We start from the raw sequence: 20,562 nt of genomic DNA on the forward strand, positions 1-20,562 counted from the left end.
CACCCCGATCCATGAGTGAACGTGAGGACCCGGTGGCCCGGCGGCCACCGGGTCCTCGCACGTTCCGCCCGCACCCGGCCTCGTACGCTGCTGAGGTGATCACACACGTCACCGCGTCCGACGCGGACTTCGAGGAAAACCGTCCCCGGATGTTCGGCATCGCCTACCGCATGCTCGGATCCGCCGCGGAGGCCGAGGACACCGTGCAGGACGCGTACCTGCGCTGGGCGTCCGCGGACCGCGAGGGCATCGAGCACCCGGGGGCCTGGCTCGCCAAGGTCGTCACGAACCTGTGCCTCAACACCCTCACCTCGGCGCGCGTCCGGCGCGAGGCCTACGTCGGCCCCTGGCTCCCCGAACCCGTCCTCACCGGGGACGGCACCCTCGGCCCGCTGGAGTCCGCAGAGCAGCGGGACAGCGTGTCGATGGCCCTGCTGGTGCTGCTGGAACGGCTCGCGCCGGTCGAGCGGGCCGTCTACGTACTGCGCGAGGCCTTCGCCTACAGCCACCGGGAGATCGCCGGACTCCTGGACCTCACCGAGGCCAACTGCCGCCAGCTCTACCGGCGGGCGGCCGGCCGGGTGGCCGCGGAGCGGGCGGACGGGCCCGAGCGGCGCTTCGCCCCGGACCCCGAGCGCTGGCAGAGCCTCGTGGAAACCTTCATGACGGCGGCGCGCGGCGGGGACCTGGCCCGGCTGGAGGGGCTGCTGACGGCCGACGTCCGGTTCGTCTCCGACGGCGGCGGCGTGGTCAACGCGGCGCTGCGGCCGATCCTGGGGCGCGAGAAGGTGGCCCGGTTCGCGGTCGGGGTACTCCAGAAGTTCGCCGGGGACCTGCCGGTCAGCATCGCGGAGGTCAACGGATCACCGGCGCTGCTCTTCGGCGAGACGGCCGTCCTTCTGGTGGAATTCGAGAACGGGCTGGTCAGCGGCCTCAGCACGGTACTCAACCCGGAGAAGCTGGAATTCCTCCAGCATCAGCTGTCACATCCCTGAGGGCTGTCCGGTCTCCGCTGCTGAAGGAACCTCGGCGAAAGGCGGACCCATGAGCACCATCCTCGTCACCGGAGGCACCGGCACCCTCGGCGTGCTGGTCGTCGCGCGGCTCCGGCAAGCGGGCCACGAGGTCCGCGTGCTGAGCCGGCACGCCACGGAGTACCCGGTCGACCTCAGCGACGGGAGCGGGCTGGACGCGGCCATGGCGGGCGCGGAGGTGGTCGTGCACTGCGCGAGCAACACGCGCGGCACGGGCAAGGACGACGACACCGCCACCCGGAACCTCGTCGAGTCGGCCCGGAGGGCGGGGACCGTCACCAACATCGTCTACATCTCGATCGTCGGGGTGGATGTGGTGCCGCTCGGGTACTACCGGAGGAAGCTGCAGGTCGAGCGGCTGCTGGAGGGGTGCGGGCTGGGCGTGACCATCCTGCGCACGACGCAGTTCCACGACCTGGTGGCTCAGCTGGTGGACGCGGCGGCGAAGCTGCCGCTCGTGCCGGTACCGGTGCCCGGCGGGGTGCGGGTGCAGCCGATCGCCGTCGGGGAGGTCGCGGACCGCCTGGCGGAACTGGCGGTCCCGACCCCGTCGGGCCGGGTCCCGGACATGGGCGGCCCGGAGATCCACCTCCTGCCGGACCTGGCCCGCACCTACCTGGCGGCGACGGGCCGCCACCGCCGGGTGCTCCCCGTCCCCCTGGCGGGCAAGGCCTACGCGGGCTTCAAGCGGGGCGGCCACCTGGCCCCGTCCCATGCGGCGGGCCGGACCACCTTCGCGGAGTTCGCGGCGGGGCGGGGCGGGCGGTAGCGGGACGCGCCCATCCCCCCGGACACCTTCTATCCCCCGAACAGCACCGCCTGCGCGGCCTCCCGGGCCGCCAGTTCCGCCCCCGCCAGGACCGCAGGGTCGCCCAGGGTCGTGGCGCGGATCTCCGTCGGGACCGGGGTCAGTTTCGCCAGTCGCTCGGCGACGCGGGCCGCCAGGGCGGGGCCGCCCGCGCGTCCGAGTTCGCCCGCCAGGACCACGCAGCCCGGGTCCAGGATCGCCGCGGCCGCCGCCGCGCCCAGCGCGAGGCGTTCGGCCAGGGCTTCGAGGAACGGCTCGCCCGCGGCTCCGGCCACGGCCTGCTCCGCCGGGCCCGCGAAGCCGTGTGCGCGCGCCAGCGCGGTCACGGCCTCGCGGCCCACGAGTGCGTGGAATCCTCCGCCGCAGTCCGCGGCCGACGGGAGGCCGCCGGTGCCCGGCACCGGGAGGAAGCCGATCTCGCCCGCTCCGCCGGAGGCGCCCCGGCGCAGCCGGCCGTCCAGGACCACGGCCGCGCCCACGCCCGCGCCGAGCCACAGCAGGACGAAGGAGTCCAGGTCGCGGGCCACGCCCAGGCGTTGCTCGGCGAGTGCGGCCAGGTTGGTCTCGTTCTCGACGACGACCACGGCGGGCAGGCTCCGCTGCAGGGCGGTGACCAGGTCGCGGTGCCAGGCCGGCAGGCCGCTGGTGTCGCGGAGTTCGCCGGTGGCGGGGGCGACCAGGCCCGGGGCGCCTATGACGACGGTGTGCAGCTCGGCGGCGCCGGCTTCGCGCGCGGTGCGCAGCAGGGCGGCCACCGCGTCCTCGGGGGCGCCGACGGGCAGGGCGGCTTCGGCCAGGGGGCGGCCGAGGAGGTCGGTGACGACGGCGGTGACCCGGTCGGTGCGCACGTCGAGGGCGGCGAGGTGGGCGCGGTCGGCGACGATCCCGTACAGCTTGGCGTTGGGGCCGCGGCGTTGTTCGCCGGATTCTCCGGCGACTTCGATGAGTCCGGCGTCGATGAGCCGGTCGACGAGGTCGGCGACCGAGGGGCGGGAGAGCCCCGTCATGACTTTGAGCTGGTTGGCCGTCAATGGCCCGGATTCCTGGAGGAGTCGGAGCGCGAGGCGGTCGTTGATGGCCCGGGCCGTGCTGGGCGAGGCGGGGGACGGTACCGGGGTGGGGGCAGGAGTCACGGCGCCCATCCTAGGAGTCGGGCCCGTTATCTATCAGGCAGGGTCCCTGATAGTTTAATCCCATGACCGGGGACACCGACCTCAGCCCGGCGCGTCTGCGCCATGCCCGCTACGCCATCGCGGCCGTCTTCTGCACCCACGGCGCCGTCACCGGCTCCTTCGCCACCCGTATCCCCTGGATCCAGGAACACGCCCAGCTCAGCCCGGGCACCCTGGGCCTGGCGCTCGCCTTCCCCGCGCTGGGCGCGGCCCTCGCGATGCCGCTGGCCGGCCGGATCAACCACTGGCTCGGCGCCCGGACCGCGCTGCGGGTGCTGCTCACGCTGTGGACCCTCTCGCTGATCCTGCCGAGCCTCGCCCCGACCCTGCCCACCCTGTGCTTCGTCCTCTTCGTCTACGGAGCCACCGCCGGGATGTCGGACGTGGCGATGAACGCGCTGGGCGTGGAGACGGAGAACCGGCTGGGCCGCTCGATCATGTCCTCGCTGCACGGCATGTGGAGCGTGGGCGCCCTGCTCGGCTCGGCCGTCGGCACGGTCGCCGCGCACACCGGGGCCGACGCCCGGCTCCACCACCTGATCGCCGCCCTGGCCCTGACGGCGCTCGGACTGATCGCCGCACAGGGGGTGCTGGACCTGAGGAGCGACGAGGGCGCCACGGCGCCGCCGCACTTCGCGCTGCCTCCCAGGTCGGCGCTGCTGATCGGGGCCATCGGGTTCTGCGCGGTCTTCGCCGAGGGCGCGAGCCTGGACTGGTCGGCCGTCTACCTGCGGGACGTCCTGCACACGGACGCCGGTCTGGCGGCCGCCTCCACCACCGCGTTCGCGCTGACCATGGCCGTGGCCCGCCTCGTCGGCGACCGGGTGGTGGACCGGTTCGGGCCGGTGCGCACGGTCCGGGCCGGCGGAGTGCTGGCCACCCTGGGCGGGCTGCTCGTGGTCGGGGTCCGTCATCCGGCCGGTGCGCTGGCCGGGTTCGGGCTGATCGGGCTCGGGATCGCGGTGGTGGTCCCGCTGGCCTTCGCGGCTGCGGGGCGCAGCGGGCCGGCCCCGGCGCAGGCCATCGCCGGTGTCGCGACGATCACGTACACCTCGGGGCTGATCGCGCCGTCGGCGATCGGCGCGGTGGCGGACGCGACCTCGCTGGTGGTGTCCTTCGGGCTGGTCACCCTGCTGTCGTTCGCGCTGGTCGTGGGTGCCGCGGTACTGCGCCAGGGGCCCGCGGTGGGGCAGGCTGGGGGCGATCCCGGCGGGGCCACGGGGAAGCCCGGTTCCCCCGGCCTCGACGAACCTGCACAAACCCGGCCGTAATATGTCGACCGGCCGCAGCGGCACGTACCCCGTGCGCTGCGGCCTCGATGTGTGAGCGGCCGGATTCTCGCGGCAGCCGTCCGGAGAAGAGGAGTGGAACATGGGCCTCGGCGTGGGCTGGACCCTGCACGGAGACGGGCGGACTCCCGCCCCCGGCGCGGTGGTCCGGCCGGAGGAGCGGCTGTCGTGGCCGCGGACCGCCGGGCTGGGCGCCCAGCACGTCGTGGCGATGTTCGGCGCGAGTTTCGTCGCTCCGGTCCTGATGGGCCTGGACCCGAACCTGGCCATCATGATGTCCGGCATCGCGACGGTGATCTTCCTCCTCGCGACGCGCGGCCGGGTCCCCTCCTACCTGGGCTGCTCGCTGTCCTTCGTCGGGGTCGCGGCGGCGATCCGGGCCGCGGGCGGGGACAGCGCGGTGGTCACGGGCGCCGTCTTCGTCGTCGGCGTGGCCCTGTTCCTGGCCGGTCTGGCCGTCCAGCGGTTCGGCGCCCGCGTCATCCACGCGACGATGCCGCCGGTGGTGACGGGCGCGGTGGTGATGCTGATCGGCTTCAACCTGGCGCCGGTGACAGCGAGCACGTACTGGCCGCAGGACCAGTGGACGGCGCTGCTGACCATGCTGTTCACGGGAGCGGCCGTGGTCTGCCTGCGCGGCTTCTGGTCGCGCATCGCGATCTTCCTCGGGCTGCTCTTCGGGTACGGGATCTCCTGGATCTTCGACCTGGTCTTCGGCAAGATCCACTCGACGGTGGGCGGGGAGGCGGCCGTCGACCACTGGCGACTGGACCTCTCCGCGGTCGCCAAGGCCGACTGGATCGGACTCCCGTCCTTCCACGCGCCCGCCTTCGAGTGGTCGGCGATCCTGATCGCGCTGCCCGTGGTGATCGCGCTGATCGCCGAGAACGCCGGGCACATCAAGGCCGTCGGCGAGATGACCGGCGACCCGCTCGACGACAAGCTGGGTACGGCCATCGCGGCGGACGGCGCGGCATCCATGCTGTCCACGGCGGTCGGCGGTCCGCCGAACACCACCTACTCCGAGAACATCGGTGTGATGGCGGCGACCCGGGTCTACTCCACGGCGGCCTACTGGGCGGCCGCGGGCTTCGCGCTCCTGTTCGGGCTGTGCCCCAAGTTCGGCGCGATCGTCGCCGCGATCCCGGGCGGGGTGCTCGGCGGCATCACCGTCATCCTCTACGGGATGATCGGCCTGCTCGGCGCCCAGATCTGGATCAGCGGCGGGGTGGACCTGCGCAATCCGCTGAACCTGGTGCCGGCCGCGGCGGGCATCATCATCGGTGTCGGCGGCGTGACGCTGCAGATCACCGACACCTTCGAGCTGGGCGGCATCGCGCTGGGCACGATCGTGGTGATCACCGGCTACCACGCACTGCGGTTCCTCGCCCCCGCGCACCTCAAGCAGGAGCCCCTGCTCGACGAGGGCACCTCCGACTACGACGACTCGGGGGAGGGCGAGGACAAGCCCCGTTGACGGGGTTTCGCCCGAACCGGGGAAGCGTACGGCCAAGTTCCCCGGATCCGCGTCGGCGCCTGCGACTCTGCCCCCATGGAAGCGGTGCTGGCGCGGATGCGCGCCCTGGAGGAGCGGCTCCCGCCGCAGGACGGTGTCGCCGTCTTCAACCGGGTCTACCTGACGGTGACGGAGACCCTGCACCGGCGGATCGAGCACGGGGGGTTCCCGGCGCCCCGGCGGGCGGAGACCCTCAGCGTGCGGTTCGCGGAACGGTACCTGACGGCGGTGGAGGCGGACCGGGCACCGGCCTGCTGGCGCCCCCTGCTGCAGTACCGCCGCCACCCCGGGATCCGGCCGCTCCAGCACGCACTGGCCGGGATCAACGCGCACATCGGCCATGACCTGGCGCTCGCCGTGGTGGCCACGTGCGGTGAGCTGGACTGCGAACCCCGCGCCCTGGAGGCGGACTTCGACCGGGTCGGCGACACCCTGGTCTCGCTGGAGGAGCACATCCGGGAGGACCTGATGCCGGGCCCGGACCTGCTGGAGATCGCCGACCCGCTGACGCACCTGGTCGGCTCGTGGAGCCTGGAGCGCGCCCGGGCCGGGGCCTGGTCGGCGGCCCGGCTGCTGTGGACGCTGCGCCGGGTGCCGGAACTGGCCGAGGAGTTCACGGACTCCCTCGACTCGGGCGTGGGCCTGGTGGGCCGCTGTCTGCTGACCCCGGCGCCCGGGCCGCTGCCGTCCACGGTCCGGGGCCCGGCACCACGAACGCACGACGCCGCGCCGCCCCACGGCACCCCTTGGGGCCGGCGTCCCCTTTCACTACGCTCTGCTCAATGGCAGCAAGAATGAGTGAGCAGAACCGCACCGTCCCCGACTGGTTTCGTTCAGGTCCACAGCTTTACCGGTCATTGCTGGACCTTGCGGCATGGCACCCGGAGGCGACGGAGATCGCCACCTCCCCCACCGTCCCGAGCGACTTCGCCGCGGAGACGATGCTGGACTTCCTGTCCGACGAGCTGATGCGGACCGGCTTCACCGACGACTGGGCGGTGACGGCGCACGGGCAGGAGATCGAGGACCTGATCGATGTGTTCAACACGATCGCACAGCCCGGCTGACACCTCCATGGACCGGGAGCCGTGGCCGCGGCGGGCCCATGAGAACGGGCCGTCCCCGCGCTGCCCGCGCGGGAACGGCCCGTGGCCCTGGGTGCCCCGGAGGGGTCAGTCCTCGGGGAGTTCGACCGGGGCGATCTCGTCGTAGACGTCGCCCGGGCCCGGGTTGGTGGAGTCGGTGGTGCCGCCGAGGTGGTGCATGACGCCCCAGACGGCGTTGAGGGCGGTCTGGACCGCGCCCTCGGCCCAGCCGGCCGTCCAGGAGATGTCGTCACCGGCGAGGAAGATGCCGCGCTTGTCCTCGGGGAGGCGGTCCTGCATGAAGTGCGTGAACAGACGGCGCTGGTAGCGGTAGTGGCCGGGGAGGTTGGCCTTGAACGCGCCCATGAAGTAGGGCTCGTCCTCCCACGAGACGGTGACCGGGTTGCCGATGATGTGGCGGCGGATGTCGACCTTGGGGTAGATCTCGCCGAGGGACTTCAGCATGACCTCCATCCGCTCGTTCGCGGACAGCGGCAGCCACTTCAGGCTGTCGTCGCACCAGGTGTACGACAGGCAGATGACGGCCGGCTTGTCGGGGCCGTTGTCCAGCAGGTAGGTGCCGCGGGTCATGCGGTCGGTCAGCGTCATCGACATGACGTCGCGGCCGGTCTCCTCGTCCTTGTCCAGCCAGAACGGCCGGTCGACGGGGACGAACAGCTTGGACGACTCCATGTAGTGGGTGCGCTCGATCGCCGTCCAGTGGTCGATCGGGAACAGCGTGTCGTCGCACTCGATCTTCGACAGCAGCATCCACGACTGGGCCGTGAAGATCGCGGCCCGGTACGTGCGGATGTCGCCGGAGGAGTCGGTGACCGTGATGCGGTTGCCGGCCGTGCGGTGCAGGCGGGTGACCGCCGGGCGCGGGGTGCCGCCGTGCAGGGAGGACAGCGAGGTGCCCTGGGCCCAGTGCACGATCTTCTCCGGCTCGCGCTCCCACAGGCGCAGCGGCAGCTGCTGCGAGCCGCCGACGATGCCGCGGTGGTGGTCGTCGGCCTCGGTGTAGACGACGCGCAGGATCTCCAGGATGGAGTTCGGGAAGTCGGTGTCCCAGCCGCCCGTGCCGAAGCCGACCTGGCCGAAGATCTCGCGCTTGCGGAAGGACTTGAAGGCCTCGGACTTGCAGAGGAAGCCGTAGAAGGTCTCGTCGTCGAGCTTCTCGACGAGCTTGGCCCAGATCTCGCGGATGCGCGGGACGTCCCGCTCGCGCATCGCGGTGTTCATGTCGGAGAAGTCGGCGCCCTCGTCGAGGCAGGCGTTCCACGCGGCGGACACGTCGCGGTAGATCTGCGGGAGGTCCGCGATCGTCTCGGCGTAGTGCGACTCGCCCTTGAGGTCGACGACCGTCGAGGGGGTGGACTCGGCCAGCGGGTTCGGGAAGGGCTCCGTGACCAGGCCGACGAGGTCGATGTAGTGCTGCAGGGCCGTGGAGGAGGGCGGGAAGCGCATGGCGCCCATCTCGGCGGTGAGGCCCTCGGTCTCGGCGCCCTCGAAGCCGACGGTGCGCAGGCGGCCACCGATCTGGTCGGCCTCGTAGACGACGGGCTTCAGGCCCATCTTCATGAGCTCGTAGGCCGAGATGATCCCGGACAGCCCGCCGCCGATCACGGCGACCTCGGTTCCGAGCTCGGTCGCCGGTATCTGGCCGAGGCCCGCCGGGTGGGCGAGGAAGTCGTCGTACGCGTACGGGAAGTCCGGACCGAACATGGTGATCGGCGGCTGTCCGTCGCTGTGCGGGACGGCGGTGGTGGGCACCGTGGACGTCATGGGGGTACGTCTCCTTGCGGCAGGGCTGGGGGAAGAGAGGTCTTAGACGAGGGAGGCGTAGAGCCCGGGTCGCCGGTCGCGCAGGTACGGGTTGTTCTCGCGCGAGGCGGACAGCAGCTCGGGATCGGCCTCGCCGAACACCAGCTCCTCGCCGCGGCCGGCCCGGGTCCGGGTGACCCCGTCGGGGCTCGCCAGGCAGCTGAGTCCGACGAACTCGAACTCGCCTTCCGGACCGGTGCGGTTGACGTACGCGATGTACATCTGGTTCTCGAAGGCCCTTACGGGCACCAGCTGTTCGGCGACGAACTGGAACGGGTGCATCTGCGCGGTCGGCACCAGGAGGAGGTCGGTGCCGGCGAGCGCGTGCGCCCGGACGTTCTCGGGGAACTCCACGTCGTAGCAGATCATGATGCCGATGCGGAGGCCGTTCAGGTCCGCCTGGACGACGGGGACGTCGCCGGGGGTGAAGGCGTCCTGTTCGAAGCAGCCGAAGAGGTGGGTCTTGCGGTAGTTCGCCAGCGCCGCGCCGTCGGGGCCGATGAGCTGGGCGGCGTTGTAGACGACGCCGTCCGCGCTCTCCGGGTAGCCGTAGAGGACGGCGACCCCGTGGCGGCGGGCGATCTCGCCGATGGCCCGGGCGGCGGCGCCGTCGGCCGGTTCGGCGAGACCGGGGATGTCCTGGAGGTCCAGCGCGTAGCCGGTCAGGAACATCTCCGAGGTCACGAGCAGCCCGGCCCCGCTCTGTGCGGCGCGCGCCGCTGCCTCGTCGAGCGCCTTGAGGTTCTCGGCGGTGTCGCCGAGAACTCCGGAGCTCTGGAGGAGGGCGGTGCGCAGCGGGGGCATGGGCTACCTCTGTGACAGGCGGGGTGGGGGTCATAAAACGGTACGTTCGCCCGTTCGACCCGGACAAGCCGTGAGCGTTGCGCTCCGCGCATCGATTCGTTGCGTGTTCCACCAGTGGCGCGGCGATTCGTTGCGCGGGGTGCCGCGAAGGTCCCGGCGGGCCCTTTTACGAGCCCGTGCGGAAGGCCGGGTGGGCGGCCAGGAAGCCGAGGTCGTCGAGGATGTCGGGGGTGTGGTCGGAGACGACGCGGCCGCTCCAGGTGTCGACGAGGGCAGGGACGGTCAGGGCACCGTCGAAGTGGTGGCCGGTGGCCTCGTAGGCCAGCCGCAGCGCGGTGTACTCGGCCGCGCGGGGGTCCGCACCGAGGACGGTGGCGGTGATCGAGTCCGCGAGGCCCAGAGCGGTGAGGGCGGCGGTCACGCGCAGGGAGCGGGGACAGCCGGCGCAGAGGTAGAGGTGGTAGCGGTGCGGGACGGGTGAGAACCCGGCTCCGATGCGGCCGCGCGGGGCGGGCGCCGGGCCGGTGCGGGGCAGCACGGTGCGGGGCAGGACGGTGTGCGACATGACTCTCCTGGGGTGGAGGACAACACGGCTGGGCCCCGGGCGGCGCGGTGCGCGCCCGGTCCGGGTCACTCGTCGGTGGGAGGGGTCAGCCGCGCGGGCCGAATGCGCTGCACACCCGCAGGAGGTCGATGTGCAGGCGCCGGGTGAGCCACCGGCTGCGCAGGGCCCTGGGGTGCGGGTACGAGCGGGGGTGCGGTTGCGCCGTAGCGCCGGTGTTCACGTCCACCCACCCCCCGTCCTGTCCTCGGCCGCCCCCGACCGGTGCTGGTTAGGCTTCCCGGTGGCGGGCCGTGTCCGTCGTGGCCGTCCCCCGCAGTCTCGTGGCGGCGCCGGGGGCCGTCAAGAAGGCGGTCACGACCCGGACGCCGCCGCCCCACGGAAGGAGTTCCGCACCCATGTCCCCCGAGAGCGGCACGCTGTGCGGCAGTGAAGTACTCGACAACCCGGTCTGGGCCGCGCTGACCGGCCCGCACCGGGGTTTCGCCGAGTTCGGGCCCGCGGGTCTGGCGGCCCGCTACGTCCGGGACGCGTCGCCGTTCTCGGCCCTCGCCGATCCGGAGGACCCTCGGGCGTGGGCGGACCTGGCCGCGCTGGCCGGCCCCGGGGAGGAGGTCTGGGTGACCGGGCTGCCGACCCCGCCGCCGGGCTGGGAGGCGCTGGTGACGCTTCCGGGCGTACAGCTGGACGGCCGGGCGGTACGGGCGCAGGCCGCGCCGGAGGCGGTACGGCTCGGCCGCGGCGACGTGCCGGAGATGCTGGAGCTGGTGGGGCTGACCAGGCCGGGCCCGTTCCTGGACCGGACGGTCGAGCTGGGCACGTACCTCGGGATACGTCACGAGGGCCGGCTGGTGGCGATGGCCGGGGAGCGGATGCGGCCGGCGGGCTGGTCGGAGATCAGCGCGGTGTGCACGCACCCGGAGCACCGGGGCCGGGGCCTGGCGGCCCGGCTGATACGGGCGGTCGCGGCGGCGGCCCGCGAGCGCGGGGACAGCCCGTTCCTGCACGCGGCGGCGTCGAACACCGGCGCGGTGCGGCTCTACGAGTCGATGGGCTTCACCCTGCGCCGCAGCCCGCTCTTCCTGGGCCTGCGCACTCCGTAGGGGTGCCCTGCCGATCAGGCGGGTGCGCCGGAGGTGAAGCGGCGCAGCAGCGGGGAGAGGACGAGGACCGACTTGGTGCGTTCCACGAAGGGCTCGCCCGCGATGCGCTCCAGGACCCGCTCGAAGTGGCGCATGTCGGAGGCGAAGATCTGGACGAGGGCGTCCGCGTCGCCGGTGACGGTCGACGCGGACACCACCTCGGGGTATCTCTCCAGTCCTCGCCGGATGTCGTCCGGCGAGGTGTTGTGGCGGCAGTAGATCTCGATGAAGCCCTCGGTCTCCCAGCCCATGGCGGCCGGGTCGACGCGCACGGTGAAGCCGGTGATGGCACCTTCGGCGCGCAGCCGGTCCACGCGCCGCTTGACGGCGGGGGCGGAGAGCCCGACCTCGGAGCCGATGTCCGCGTAGGAGCGGCGGGCGTCTTCGGCGAGGGCGTGCACGATGCGTTCGTCGAGATCGTTCAGTCGCACGGGGGGTGAATCACTTCTGTTCAGCGGCCTCCGCGGCCGGGGTGGCCTCGGTGGCCACAGTGGCCAGGCTGGAGCGGCGCATGCCGTAGAAGAAGTAGATCACGAGCCCGACCGCCATCCAGCCACCGAAGACCGCCCAGGTGATTCCGGGGAGCTTCGTCATCAGGTAGCCGCAGAAGAGGAAGCCCAGGATCGGGGTGACCGGGAAGAGCGCGACCCGGAAGGTGCGGTTCATCTCGGGGCGGGTGTAGCGCAGGATGACGACGGCCACGTTGACCAGGCCGAAGGCGAAGAGCGTGCCGATGCTGGTGGCGTTCGCCAGCTCACCCAGCGGGATGAAGGCGGCGAGCAGTCCGCAGAAGAGGCAGACGATGATCGTGTTGATGCGCGGCGTGCCGGTCTTCGGGTCGACCTTGGCGAACGCCTTGGGCATCAGGCCGTCGCGGGACATGGCGAAGAGGATGCGGGTCTGGCCGTAGAGGACGGCGAAGACGACGCTGGCGATGGCGACGACGGCGCCCGCGGCAAGGATGACGCTCCAGAAGGAGTGTCCGGTGACGTCCTCCATGATCTTGGCCAGGGCCGCCTCGCTGCCCTCGAACTCCTGCCACGGCATGGCGCCGACGGCGACCAGGGCGACGAGGCAGTAGATCACGGTGACGATCAGCAGCGAGAGCATGATCGCGCGGGGCAGGTCCCTCTTCGGGTTCTTGGCCTCCTCGCCGGCGGTGGAGGCGGCGTCGAAGCCGATGTACGAGAAGAAGAGCATCGACGCGGCGGTGCTGATGGCGGTGATGCCGAGCGGGGCCAGCGGGGTGTAGTTGCCGGCCTTGATGCCCATGAAGCCGATGACGATGAAGATCGCCAGCGTCACGATCTTGACGCCGACCATGATCGAGTTGATCCGGGCGCTCTCCTTGGCCCCGCGGAGCAGGAAGACCATGCAGAGCATGACCACGACCAGGGCGGGCATGTTGATGTAGCCGCCCTCGCCCAGCGGGGCGGAGAAGCCCTCGGGGATGGTGAAGCCGAGGGTGCCGTCGAGCAGCTCGTTGAGGTACTCGCCCCAGCCGACGGCGACGGCCGCGACGGAGACGCCGTACTCCAGGACCAGGCACCAGCCGCAGACCCAGGCTATGAGCTCGCCCATGGTGGCGTAGGCGTAGGAGTACGAGGAGCCCGAGACGGGGATGGAGCCCGCGAGCTCGGCGTAGGAGAGCGCCGAGAACAGCGCGGTCAGGCCCGCGACGATGAACGCGATGAAGACGGCCGGGCCGGCGACGGGCGTGGCCGAGCCGAGGACGACGAAGATGCCGGTGCCCAGGGTCGCGCCGATGCTGATCATGGTCAGCTGCCACATGGTGAGCGACCGCTTGAGCGCGCCGCCCTCACCCTGGCCGCCCTCGGCGACCAGCTGCTCCACGGGCTTGCGGCGGAGCAGCGGGTTGGCGGGCCTGCGGGGCTCGGATACGAGCGGTGGCGCCTGGCCGTGGTCGAGCACGAGGGGACTCCTTGTCACTGCGGATCGGGGAGGTCGGGGGAGGCGTCGACCGCGACGATCCGGAGCAGGACAGAGCCCATCGGAAGAAGGGTCTGCACAGGGGGGACCGCCGAGCAGGCGATCCGCGCCACTCCACGTACAGCGAGTGAGCCTACGAGCTGAGTGATACCGCCCGTAATGCACCATCCTTGCACATTGGCGCACGATCGTTGCGCGGATCGGTCACTGACAGTCGTTTGTTGCGTAGGGATGATCGATCGCTGCGCAGGCCACTCCCGACTCCCTTTCTTGACACTTCGTCAGATCTGCCGCAGCGTGCCGCCGTGATCTGGACGTGCGGCCCCGCCCCCGGGGTGCTCCTCGCCCACGCGCCGGCCGCGGCACTCCGCGTCCGGGGCGGGCGAGGCCGGCCCGACGGCATTGGTGCGCTCCGCGGCGGTGGAACCGGGTCCGCGCGGGGTACTGGTGAACGCGGTGGCACCGGGGGTGGTGCGGACCCCGCGGGCCGCCGCCCCGCCGGGAACCGGGGGGCGGCGGCGCAGCGCGGAGAACGCCCCGCCGGGCCGGGTCGCCGAGACCTCGGACATGACGTCCGCCCTGCACTTCCCCGCTCCGCCGCTGTCCTCGTACGGGACGGGCAACCGCTCGCGGTGGACGGCGGGGCCGGCGAGCAGTTCCCGTACCCGACGATCGGAGGCGACCAGTGATACCACCGGGACCAGCGGGGCCCGAAGGACCGGAACGGCCCGCAGGGCTGCTGCGCCACCCCGACGAGCCGTCGCCGTGGCAGGACGCACGGCCCTTCCTGCGCGGGGTCGCCTGGCTGGACCAGGGGCGCCCGGTGCGCGCCGATCCGGCCGACACGATGCGGCTGCCCTGGGACACCGGCGAGCGCTCCACGCTGCCCATCGGGGTCCGGCTGGAGTTCACCACCGAGTCCGCGCGGGCCGTGGAGGTGCGCTACCGGGCGACCGTGCCCGGCCCCACCGACGCCCTGCGCGACCTCGCGCACGGCTTCGCGCTGTGGGACCGGCACGGGGTGGTCACCGAGGTGTTCACCGAACCGGCCGCGGAGGCTGTCGTACGCATCGAACTGGGCCGCGGAAGTGGCCCGTTCACCATCCACCCGCCCGAGACCCAGTCCCCGCTGATCCTCGGCCTGCGCGGGATCGGCGGCCCGCTCTCGCCTGCACCGACCGCCCCGCGCTGGGTGGTCCACGGCGACTCCATCACCGAGGGCTGGTGGTCCACCCGCCCCGCGCACGGCTGGCCCGCGGTCGCCGGCCGGGCACTCGGCTGGGACACCGTCAACCTCGGCTACGCGGGGGCCGCACGCGGTGAACTCACCACCGCGGAACAGCTCGCGGGCCTGCCCGCCGACGTCCTCACCCTCGCCTTCGGCACCAACTGCTGGTCCCGGGTGCCCTTTTCGGCACCCCTTCTGTACGAAACCACGCGCGCCTTCCTCGAACTGGTCCGGCAGGGGCACCCGAGGACCCCGATCCTGCTGGTGTCCCCCGTCCTGCGGCCCGACGCCGAGCGCACCCCCAACAAACTCGGTGCCACTCTCGGCGCCCTGCGGGACGCGATGGAGCGCGCCACCCGGGACCGGATCGCCGCCGGGGACGGCCGTCTGGCCGTGCTCCCGGGCCGTGACCTGCTCGGACCGGAGCACCTGGCCGACGGGCTGCACCCCAACGACGGCGGACACCAGGTGTTGGGCCTCGCTGTGGTCACGGCTCTGCAGCGCGCCGGGTTCGGTGTCGGGTGAGTGAAACACCCCACACCGGACCGGGTGAACAGATCTCTCCCATCGGAGCGTGTCCTGAGCACAGTTGGCGCCACCACGGTGGCGGACACCGGACACCACACGTGGGAGAGATCAAGATGGGCATCAAGCGCGGAACCACCCTGGCCGCGGCCGCGATCGTCGTCGTCCTCGCGGCGACGGCCTGCGGCCCCACGGACGACAAGGCCGCGGACACGACCAAGCCGGTCGGGGCCGCCGCAGCCGCTCAGGACAGCAAGGCCCCGCCCGCCGCCGACGGCGCCTACGGCTCCGACGGAGGCTACGGTGCCGCGGGAGGAGGCTCCGGAGCCGCGCCCGCCACGGACGCCAAGCCGGCCGGACAGCTCGCGATGGCCTCCAACGACAAGGTCGGGCCGGTCCTGACCGACAGCGCCGGCTTCACCCTCTACCGCTTCGACAAGGACACGGCCAAGCCGCCGAAGTCCAACTGCGACGGGGACTGCGAGAAGACCTGGCCGGTGGTCGCCGCCGGTGACGTCACCGCCGCCGCCGGCATGGACCCGGCGCTGCTGGGCGAGGTGGTGCGCACCGACGGCAGCAAGCAGCTGACGGTGGGCGGGTGGCCCGCGTACCGCTACAGCAAGGACACCAAGGCGGGCGACGTCAACGGCCAAGGCGTCGGCGGCGTGTGGTTCGCGCTCGCGGCGGACGGCAAGAAGGCCGCGAAGGGGGCGCCCACCGCGGCCCCGGCGCCCGCGGCCCCGGCCGAGGGCGAGGCTCCGGCGGGCGGCGCCGCCGAGGCCGACGGGAAGCTGTCGGTGGCCAAGGACCCCAAGCTGGGCGAGCACATCGTCGACGGCAAGGGCATGACCGTCTACCGGTTCAAGCCGGACACCCAGTGGCCGATGACCTCCAAGTGCGTGGGCGACTGCCTCGCCAAGTGGCCGGTCGTCGCACCGCTGGAGAAGGCCAACGACAAGGGGATCGTCGAGAAGAACTACACGGTGCTCAACCGCCCGGACGGCCAGAAGCAGCAGAGCGTCGACTGCTGGCCCGTCTACACCTTCAGCGGTGACAAGAAGCCCGGCGACATCAACGGCCAGGGCGTGGGCGGCACGTGGTACGCCGTGTCCCCCGACGGCAAGCTCATCACCGTCAAGTAGTCCCCGCACCTCCCTCCCCCCACCCGGTTCGCGCGGCCCCCGCCCACCTCCCCCCTGGGCAGGGGCCGCGCCCCGTTCTCCCGTTCCGCCCCGGGGAAGTCGTCCCTAGACTCGGCCGCATGCTGCGCGTACTGGCCGTCGACGACGAGAAGCCGCTCCTGGAGGAACTCCTCTACCTGCTGCGCTCGGACCCCCGGGTGCTCAGCGCGGAGGGCGCCTCGGACGCCACCGAGGCCCTGCGCCGGGTCACCCGGGCACTGGAGTCCGGTCCGGACGGGGCCGACGGCATCGACGTGGTCTTCCTGGACATTCACATGGCCGGGCTGACCGGGCTGGACATCGCCCGGCTGCTGGCCGGGTTCGCGCGGCCGCCGCTGATCGTGTTCGTCACCGCCCACGAGGGTTTCGCCGTACAGGCCTTCGACCTGAAGGCCGTGGACTATGTACTCAAGCCCGTGCGCCCGGAGCGGCTGGCCGAGGCCGTCCGGCGGGCCTGCGAACAGTCGGCCCGGTCCGAGGAGACCCCGGAGGCGCCGGCGCCGGTGGCCGCCGCCGACCGCGCCCCGGAACAGATCGCCGTCGAACTGGGCGGCGTCACCCGCTTCGTGGCGATCGCGGACATCTCCTACGTCGAGGCGCAGGGCGACTACGCCCGCCTGCACACCGACGAGGGCAGCCACCTGGTCCGGATCCCGGTGTCCACGCTGGAGGAGCGCTGGGCGGCGCGCGGTTTCGTACGCATCCACCGACGGCATCTGGTGGCCCTGGGCCGGATCGACGAGCTGCGGCTGGACGCCGGGACCACGAGCGTCCGGGTGGGGTCGGCGGAGCTCCAGGTGAGCCGCAGGCACGCGCGGGAGCTGCGGGACCTGCTCATGCGTCAGGCGACCGGCTGAGAACGGCCCGCCGCCCCCGGGCCGGACCGCTCGGGTCCGACCGTCCGGCGCTCCCCGGCGCCGTTCGTCGCCGTTCGTCGCCCGGCGAGGGGCGTCCGGCGATCCGCCGGAGCCGCCGGGCGCACCGCCGCCCCGTTCGGCCCGCCGGTGCCGTCGTCCCTGCGTATCGTGGATCTTCCGGCGCGGGAGGAGCGAGATGTCCGAGATCCAGGCGCTGGTCGACGCCCTGGGCGCGCTGCCCCGCGCCCGGCCCGGGGGGCCCGCGGAGGCCGAGGTGCTGCTGGCCCGGTTGCGCAGTGCGGCCGCCCGTTGGGCCGACGTCCTGGACGAGGCCCGCGAGGGGGTCCGCGAGCAGGTCCCGCCGCGCGCGGAGGCGGCCCTGACGCTGGCGTTCCGGCGCGCGGAGGAGTCGTACGTGGAGCTGGAGATCGCCCTGCGCGACTGCGCGGACCACCGCGATCCGGCCCTCTGACCTGCCTGTCCGGCTCCGTGGCCCGGGCCGGCCCCGTCGCCCCGGTGGGTCCGGATCGGCCCTGTCGCCGGGTCAGGGGGCGTGCGTAGACTCCGGACACCCTCCCCCAGCCGAAGGACCGACCGGTGAACCAGACGTACGCGCTGACCGCGGTCGCCGTCGTCGTCCTGGTCACGATCCTGGTCGGCGCGCTGGGCCTGCGGATATCCCGGACGACCTCCGACTTCTACGTCGCCTCGCGCACGGTGGGGCCCCGGCTGAACGCGGCCGCCATCAGCGGGGAGTACCTGTCCGCCGCGTCCTTCCTCGGAGTGGCGGGGCTGGTGCTGCTGCAGGGCCCGGAGATGCTCTGGTACCCGGTGGGGTACACCGCCGGGTACGTGGTGCTGCTCGTCCTCGTGGCGGCCCCCCTGCGCCGCTCGGGCGCGTACACGCTGCCCGACTTCGCCCAGGCGCGGCTGGAGTCGCTGGTGGTGCGCCGGATCGCGGTGCTGTTCGTGGTCGGGGTCGGCTGGCTGTACCTGCTGCCGCAGTTGCAGGGGGCCGGGCTGACGCTGGAGATCCTGACCGGCGCCCCGCACTGGGCCGGCGGGGTGGTCGTCGCGTGCGTGGTGACGGTGGCGGTCGCGGCGGGCGGGATGCGCTCCGTCACCTTCGTCCAGGCCTTCCAGTACTGGCTGAAGCTCACGGCCCTGCTGGTACCGGCCTTCTTCCTGCTCGCCGCCTGGGCCGGGGACGGCGCCCCGCGGGCCACGTTCGACGCGCCCGCCGTCTTCCGGGAACAGACCGCGGTGACGGTCGCGGAGGACGTGCGGCTGTCCGTGGCCGATCCGGTGACGGTGACGGTGACCGGGCAGGTGGACGGCCTGCGGTATGTGGCCGCGCCGCTGACCCTGGCCGCCGGTGAGCACTCCGTACAGGCCGGCGCGCGGCTGGAGTTCGCCCCGCACACGCCCGTTCCGGACAGCCGGACGGAGACCGGGCCCGGCGTGTCCACCTGGTCGGTGCCGCTGTCCGGCGGGCCGCACGAGCACCGTCTGTACGCCACCTACGGGCTGATCCTGGCGACCTTCCTCGGCACGATGGGCCTGCCGCACGTCGCGGTGCGCTTCTACACCAGCCCCGACGGGCGGAGCGCGCGGCGCACCACGCTGGTCGTGCTCGCGCTGGTCGGCTTCTTCTACCTGCTGCCGCCGGTGTACGGGGCGCTGGGCCGGATCTACGCCCCCGAGCTCGCCCTCACCGGCGACGCGGACGCGGCGGTGCTGGTGCTGCCCGAGCGGATGCTGGGCGGGCTGCTCGGCGAGCTGCTGGGCGCGCTGCTGGCCGGGGGCGCCTTCGCGGCGTTCCTGTCGACGGCCTCGGGACTGACCATGGCGGTGGCGGGGGTGCTGCACCAGGACGTGCTGCCCGCGCGCGGGGTGCGCAGTTTCCGCTCGGCGGCGGTCGTGGCGATCGCGGTGCCGCTGGCCGGGAGCGTGGCGGCCACGCAGGTGCCGGTGGCGGACGCGGTGGGCCTGGCCTTCGCCGTGTCGGCGTCCTCGTTCTGTCCGCTGCTGGTGCTCGGCATCTGGTGGCGCGGGCTGACCCCGCCGGGTGCGGTGGCCGGGCTGGTCACCGGCGGCGGGGCGGCGCTGGGCGCGGTCCTGGCGACCCGGGCCGGTCTGGCCCCGCCGGGGTGGACGCACACGCTGCTGGCGTGGCCCGCGGCGTGGTCGGTGCCGCTCGGCTTCCTGACGATGGTGGTGGTGTCCCTGGCCACGCGGTCGCGGATACCGGCGGGGACGGCGGCCACCCTGGCCCGGCTGCACCTGCCCGAGGTCGTGGCCGGGGAGCGGGCGGGGGGTCCGCGGTGAGCGGGATCGCACCGGCCGTACTGGCCGTGCTGACGGTGGCCGGTGCCGTCCTGCTGCTGGGCGCGGGCTGGGCGGCCGGCCGGTGGCACGCCCGTCACGGGGAGCGTACGGCCGGCCTGGACCTGGGGACCCCGGTGGAGCGGGCCACCTTCCACACCCTGCACACGGCTTCGCTGGCCGCTCCCCCGCTGCGGGCGGGGCTGACCGAGGACGCGGCCCGCAAGGCGGCCCGGCGGCTGCGCTCGCTGCTGGGCACGGACGCGCTGTGCCTCACCGACCGGGAGTCGGTGCTGGCCTGGGACGGCCCGGGCGCCGACCACCACCAGCGCCGGGCGATGGCCGGGGTGGCGGTGATGCTGGAGTCGGGGCGCAGCCAGAGCGTGCGGACCGGCTGCCAGCGGCCCGACTGTGCGCTGAAGTGGGCGGTAGTGGCCCCCCTCACCGGTGAGGACGGGGTGCTGGGCGCGCTGGTGGCGTACGGGTCGCGGGAGTCGGCGGTACTGGTGCGGGCGGCCACCGAGGTCGCTCGGTGGGTGTCCGTACAGCTGGAGCTGTCGGAGCTGGACCGGTCCCGGACGCGGCTGATGGAGGCGGAGATCAAAGCGCTGCGGGCGCAGATCTCCCCGCATTTCATCTTCAACTCCCTGGCGGCGATAGCCTCGTTCGTCCGGACCGATCCGGAGCGGGCCCGGGAACTGCTGCTGGAGTTCGCGGACTTCACCCGGTACTCGTTCCGGCGGCACGGTGATTTCACCACGCTCGCCGACGAGTTGCGGTCCGTCCAGCAGTACCTGGCGCTGGCCGGGGCCCGGTTCGGTGACCGGCTGAAGGTGACCCTGCAGGTGGCGCCGGAGGTGCTGCCGGTGGCGCTGCCCTTCCTGTGCCTGCAGCCCCTGGTGGAGAACGCGGTCAAGCACGGGCTGGAGGACTCCACCGAGGAGTGCCGGATCACGATCACGGCGCAGGACGCGGGCGCGGAGGCGGTGATCACGGTGGAGGACAACGGGATCGGGATGGACCCGGCCCTGCTGCGCCGGATCCTGGCCGGGGAGCGCGGCGGTTCCTCCGGTATCGGGCTGCCCAATGTCGACGAGCGGATCCGTCAGGTGTACGGGGACGAGTACGGCCCGGTGATGGAGACGGGCGTGGGGGCGGGCATGAAGGTCACCCTGCGCATCCCCAAGTACCGCGCGGGCGTGCACAGTTCTCCCTCGGCACACCGACCTCCCCGGCCCTGACGTTTCTGATCCACCGGCC

General features: G+C 72.9%; 19 protein-coding genes and 2 pseudogenes. 14 read left to right on the forward strand and 7 right to left on the reverse strand.

Annotation, left to right across the window (positions count from 1 at the left end; translation table 11 throughout):
* Positions 1 to 95: 95 nt before the first annotated feature.
* Positions 96 to 995, forward strand: coding sequence for an RNA polymerase sigma-70 factor (locus tag OG753_RS10165; protein ID WP_405788174.1), 900 nt, complete (start codon positions 96 to 98; stop codon positions 993 to 995).
* 49 nt (positions 996 to 1,044) lie between these two features.
* Positions 1,045 to 1,803, forward strand: coding sequence for an SDR family oxidoreductase (locus OG753_RS10170; protein ID WP_405788176.1), 759 nt, complete (start codon positions 1,045 to 1,047; stop codon positions 1,801 to 1,803).
* A 29-nt stretch (positions 1,804 to 1,832) separates the two neighbouring features.
* Here OG753_RS10170 and OG753_RS10175 read toward each other — a convergent pair whose 3' ends face one another.
* A complete protein-coding gene (locus OG753_RS10175; RefSeq protein WP_327261495.1) occupies positions 1,833 to 2,984 on the reverse strand; it encodes an ROK family transcriptional regulator in 1,152 nt (383 codons plus the stop codon).
* Positions 2,985 to 3,037: 53 nt separating this feature from the next.
* Between OG753_RS10175 and OG753_RS10180 the strand changes: the two genes are divergently transcribed.
* The 4 genes and pseudogenes from OG753_RS10180 to OG753_RS10195 all read left to right on the forward strand — a co-directional run bounded on the left by OG753_RS10180 (position 3,038) and on the right by OG753_RS10195 (position 6,886).
* Positions 3,038 to 4,285, forward strand: a complete 1,248-nt coding sequence (locus OG753_RS10180) for an MFS transporter (RefSeq protein ID WP_405788178.1) — start codon at positions 3,038 to 3,040, stop codon at positions 4,283 to 4,285.
* A 100-nt stretch (positions 4,286 to 4,385) separates the two neighbouring features.
* Positions 4,386 to 5,780, forward strand: coding sequence for a uracil-xanthine permease family protein (locus OG753_RS10185; RefSeq protein ID WP_383196162.1), 1,395 nt, complete (start codon positions 4,386 to 4,388; stop codon positions 5,778 to 5,780).
* Positions 5,781 to 5,855: 75 nt separating this feature from the next.
* Positions 5,856 to 6,488: pseudogene (locus tag OG753_RS10190) on the forward strand (DUF5995 family protein); the annotation flags it as partial.
* A 113-nt stretch (positions 6,489 to 6,601) separates the two neighbouring features.
* The gene (locus tag OG753_RS10195; protein WP_405788180.1) at positions 6,602 to 6,886 is read left to right on the forward strand and encodes a hypothetical protein; all 285 of its coding nucleotides are present in this window, start codon (positions 6,602 to 6,604) and stop codon (positions 6,884 to 6,886) included.
* Between the two features lie 105 nt (positions 6,887 to 6,991).
* On the opposite strand, the gene OG753_RS10200 is transcribed toward OG753_RS10195, so the two are convergent.
* The 4 genes from OG753_RS10200 to OG753_RS10215 all read right to left on the reverse strand — a co-directional run bounded on the left by OG753_RS10200 (position 6,992) and on the right by OG753_RS10215 (position 10,317).
* On the reverse strand, positions 6,992 to 8,689 hold the full coding sequence (locus OG753_RS10200; protein WP_327261499.1) for an NAD(P)/FAD-dependent oxidoreductase: 1,698 nt from the start codon (positions 8,687 to 8,689) through the stop codon (positions 6,992 to 6,994).
* Positions 8,690 to 8,731: 42 nt separating this feature from the next.
* The gene (locus OG753_RS10205) at positions 8,732 to 9,532 is read right to left on the reverse strand and encodes a carbon-nitrogen hydrolase family protein (protein ID WP_327261500.1); all 801 of its coding nucleotides are present in this window, start codon (positions 9,530 to 9,532) and stop codon (positions 8,732 to 8,734) included.
* A gap of 166 nt (positions 9,533 to 9,698) precedes the next feature.
* On the reverse strand, positions 9,699 to 10,097 hold the full coding sequence (locus OG753_RS10210; RefSeq protein WP_405788183.1) for a hypothetical protein: 399 nt from the start codon (positions 10,095 to 10,097) through the stop codon (positions 9,699 to 9,701).
* An 85-nt stretch (positions 10,098 to 10,182) separates the two neighbouring features.
* Positions 10,183 to 10,317 carry a hypothetical protein gene (locus OG753_RS10215; RefSeq protein WP_405788184.1) on the reverse strand — a complete coding sequence of 45 codons (135 nt, stop codon included), beginning with the start codon at positions 10,315 to 10,317 and terminating at the stop codon, positions 10,183 to 10,185.
* A gap of 175 nt (positions 10,318 to 10,492) precedes the next feature.
* On the opposite strand from OG753_RS10215, the gene OG753_RS10220 reads away from it, so the two are divergent.
* Entirely contained in the window at positions 10,493 to 11,197 is a 705-nt protein-coding gene (locus OG753_RS10220; RefSeq protein ID WP_327261502.1) for a GNAT family N-acetyltransferase, read from the forward strand.
* 14 nt (positions 11,198 to 11,211) lie between these two features.
* Here OG753_RS10220 and OG753_RS10225 read toward each other — a convergent pair whose 3' ends face one another.
* On the reverse strand, positions 11,212 to 11,667 hold the full coding sequence (locus OG753_RS10225; protein ID WP_030027017.1) for an Lrp/AsnC family transcriptional regulator: 456 nt from the start codon (positions 11,665 to 11,667) through the stop codon (positions 11,212 to 11,214).
* A gap of 10 nt (positions 11,668 to 11,677) precedes the next feature.
* The gene (locus OG753_RS10230) at positions 11,678 to 13,168 is read right to left on the reverse strand and encodes an amino acid permease (RefSeq protein WP_327261503.1); all 1,491 of its coding nucleotides are present in this window, start codon (positions 13,166 to 13,168) and stop codon (positions 11,678 to 11,680) included.
* 438 nt (positions 13,169 to 13,606) lie between these two features.
* Here OG753_RS10230 and OG753_RS10235 point away from each other — a divergent pair.
* The 7 genes and pseudogenes from OG753_RS10235 to OG753_RS10265 all read left to right on the forward strand — a co-directional run.
* Positions 13,607 to 13,750, forward strand: a pseudogene (locus OG753_RS10235) (short-chain dehydrogenase); the annotation flags it as partial.
* A gap of 175 nt (positions 13,751 to 13,925) precedes the next feature.
* Positions 13,926 to 14,939 carry a GDSL-type esterase/lipase family protein gene (locus OG753_RS10240; RefSeq protein WP_327266693.1) on the forward strand — a complete coding sequence of 338 codons (1,014 nt, stop codon included), beginning with the start codon at positions 13,926 to 13,928 and terminating at the stop codon, positions 14,937 to 14,939.
* A gap of 116 nt (positions 14,940 to 15,055) precedes the next feature.
* Complete coding sequence (locus tag OG753_RS10245) at positions 15,056 to 16,081, forward strand: SCO0930 family lipoprotein (RefSeq protein ID WP_401686145.1); 1,026 nt, start codon at positions 15,056 to 15,058, stop codon at positions 16,079 to 16,081.
* A gap of 119 nt (positions 16,082 to 16,200) precedes the next feature.
* Complete coding sequence (locus OG753_RS10250; RefSeq protein ID WP_327261506.1) at positions 16,201 to 16,977, forward strand: LytTR family DNA-binding domain-containing protein; 777 nt, start codon at positions 16,201 to 16,203, stop codon at positions 16,975 to 16,977.
* A 196-nt stretch (positions 16,978 to 17,173) separates the two neighbouring features.
* Positions 17,174 to 17,449, forward strand: coding sequence for a hypothetical protein (locus tag OG753_RS10255; protein WP_327261507.1), 276 nt, complete (start codon positions 17,174 to 17,176; stop codon positions 17,447 to 17,449).
* Between the two features lie 125 nt (positions 17,450 to 17,574).
* Positions 17,575 to 19,305 carry a cation acetate symporter gene (locus OG753_RS10260; protein WP_327261508.1) on the forward strand — a complete coding sequence of 577 codons (1,731 nt, stop codon included), beginning with the start codon at positions 17,575 to 17,577 and terminating at the stop codon, positions 19,303 to 19,305.
* Entirely contained in the window at positions 19,302 to 20,543 is a 1,242-nt protein-coding gene (locus OG753_RS10265) for a sensor histidine kinase (protein WP_405788186.1), read from the forward strand. Before OG753_RS10260 ends, OG753_RS10265 begins: the two co-directional genes overlap by 4 nt.
* Positions 20,544 to 20,562: the final 19 nt, after the last annotated feature.

The organism is Streptomyces sp. NBC_00029, assembly GCF_045160505.1.
Classification (GTDB): Bacteria; Actinomycetota; Actinomycetes; order Streptomycetales; family Streptomycetaceae; genus Streptomyces.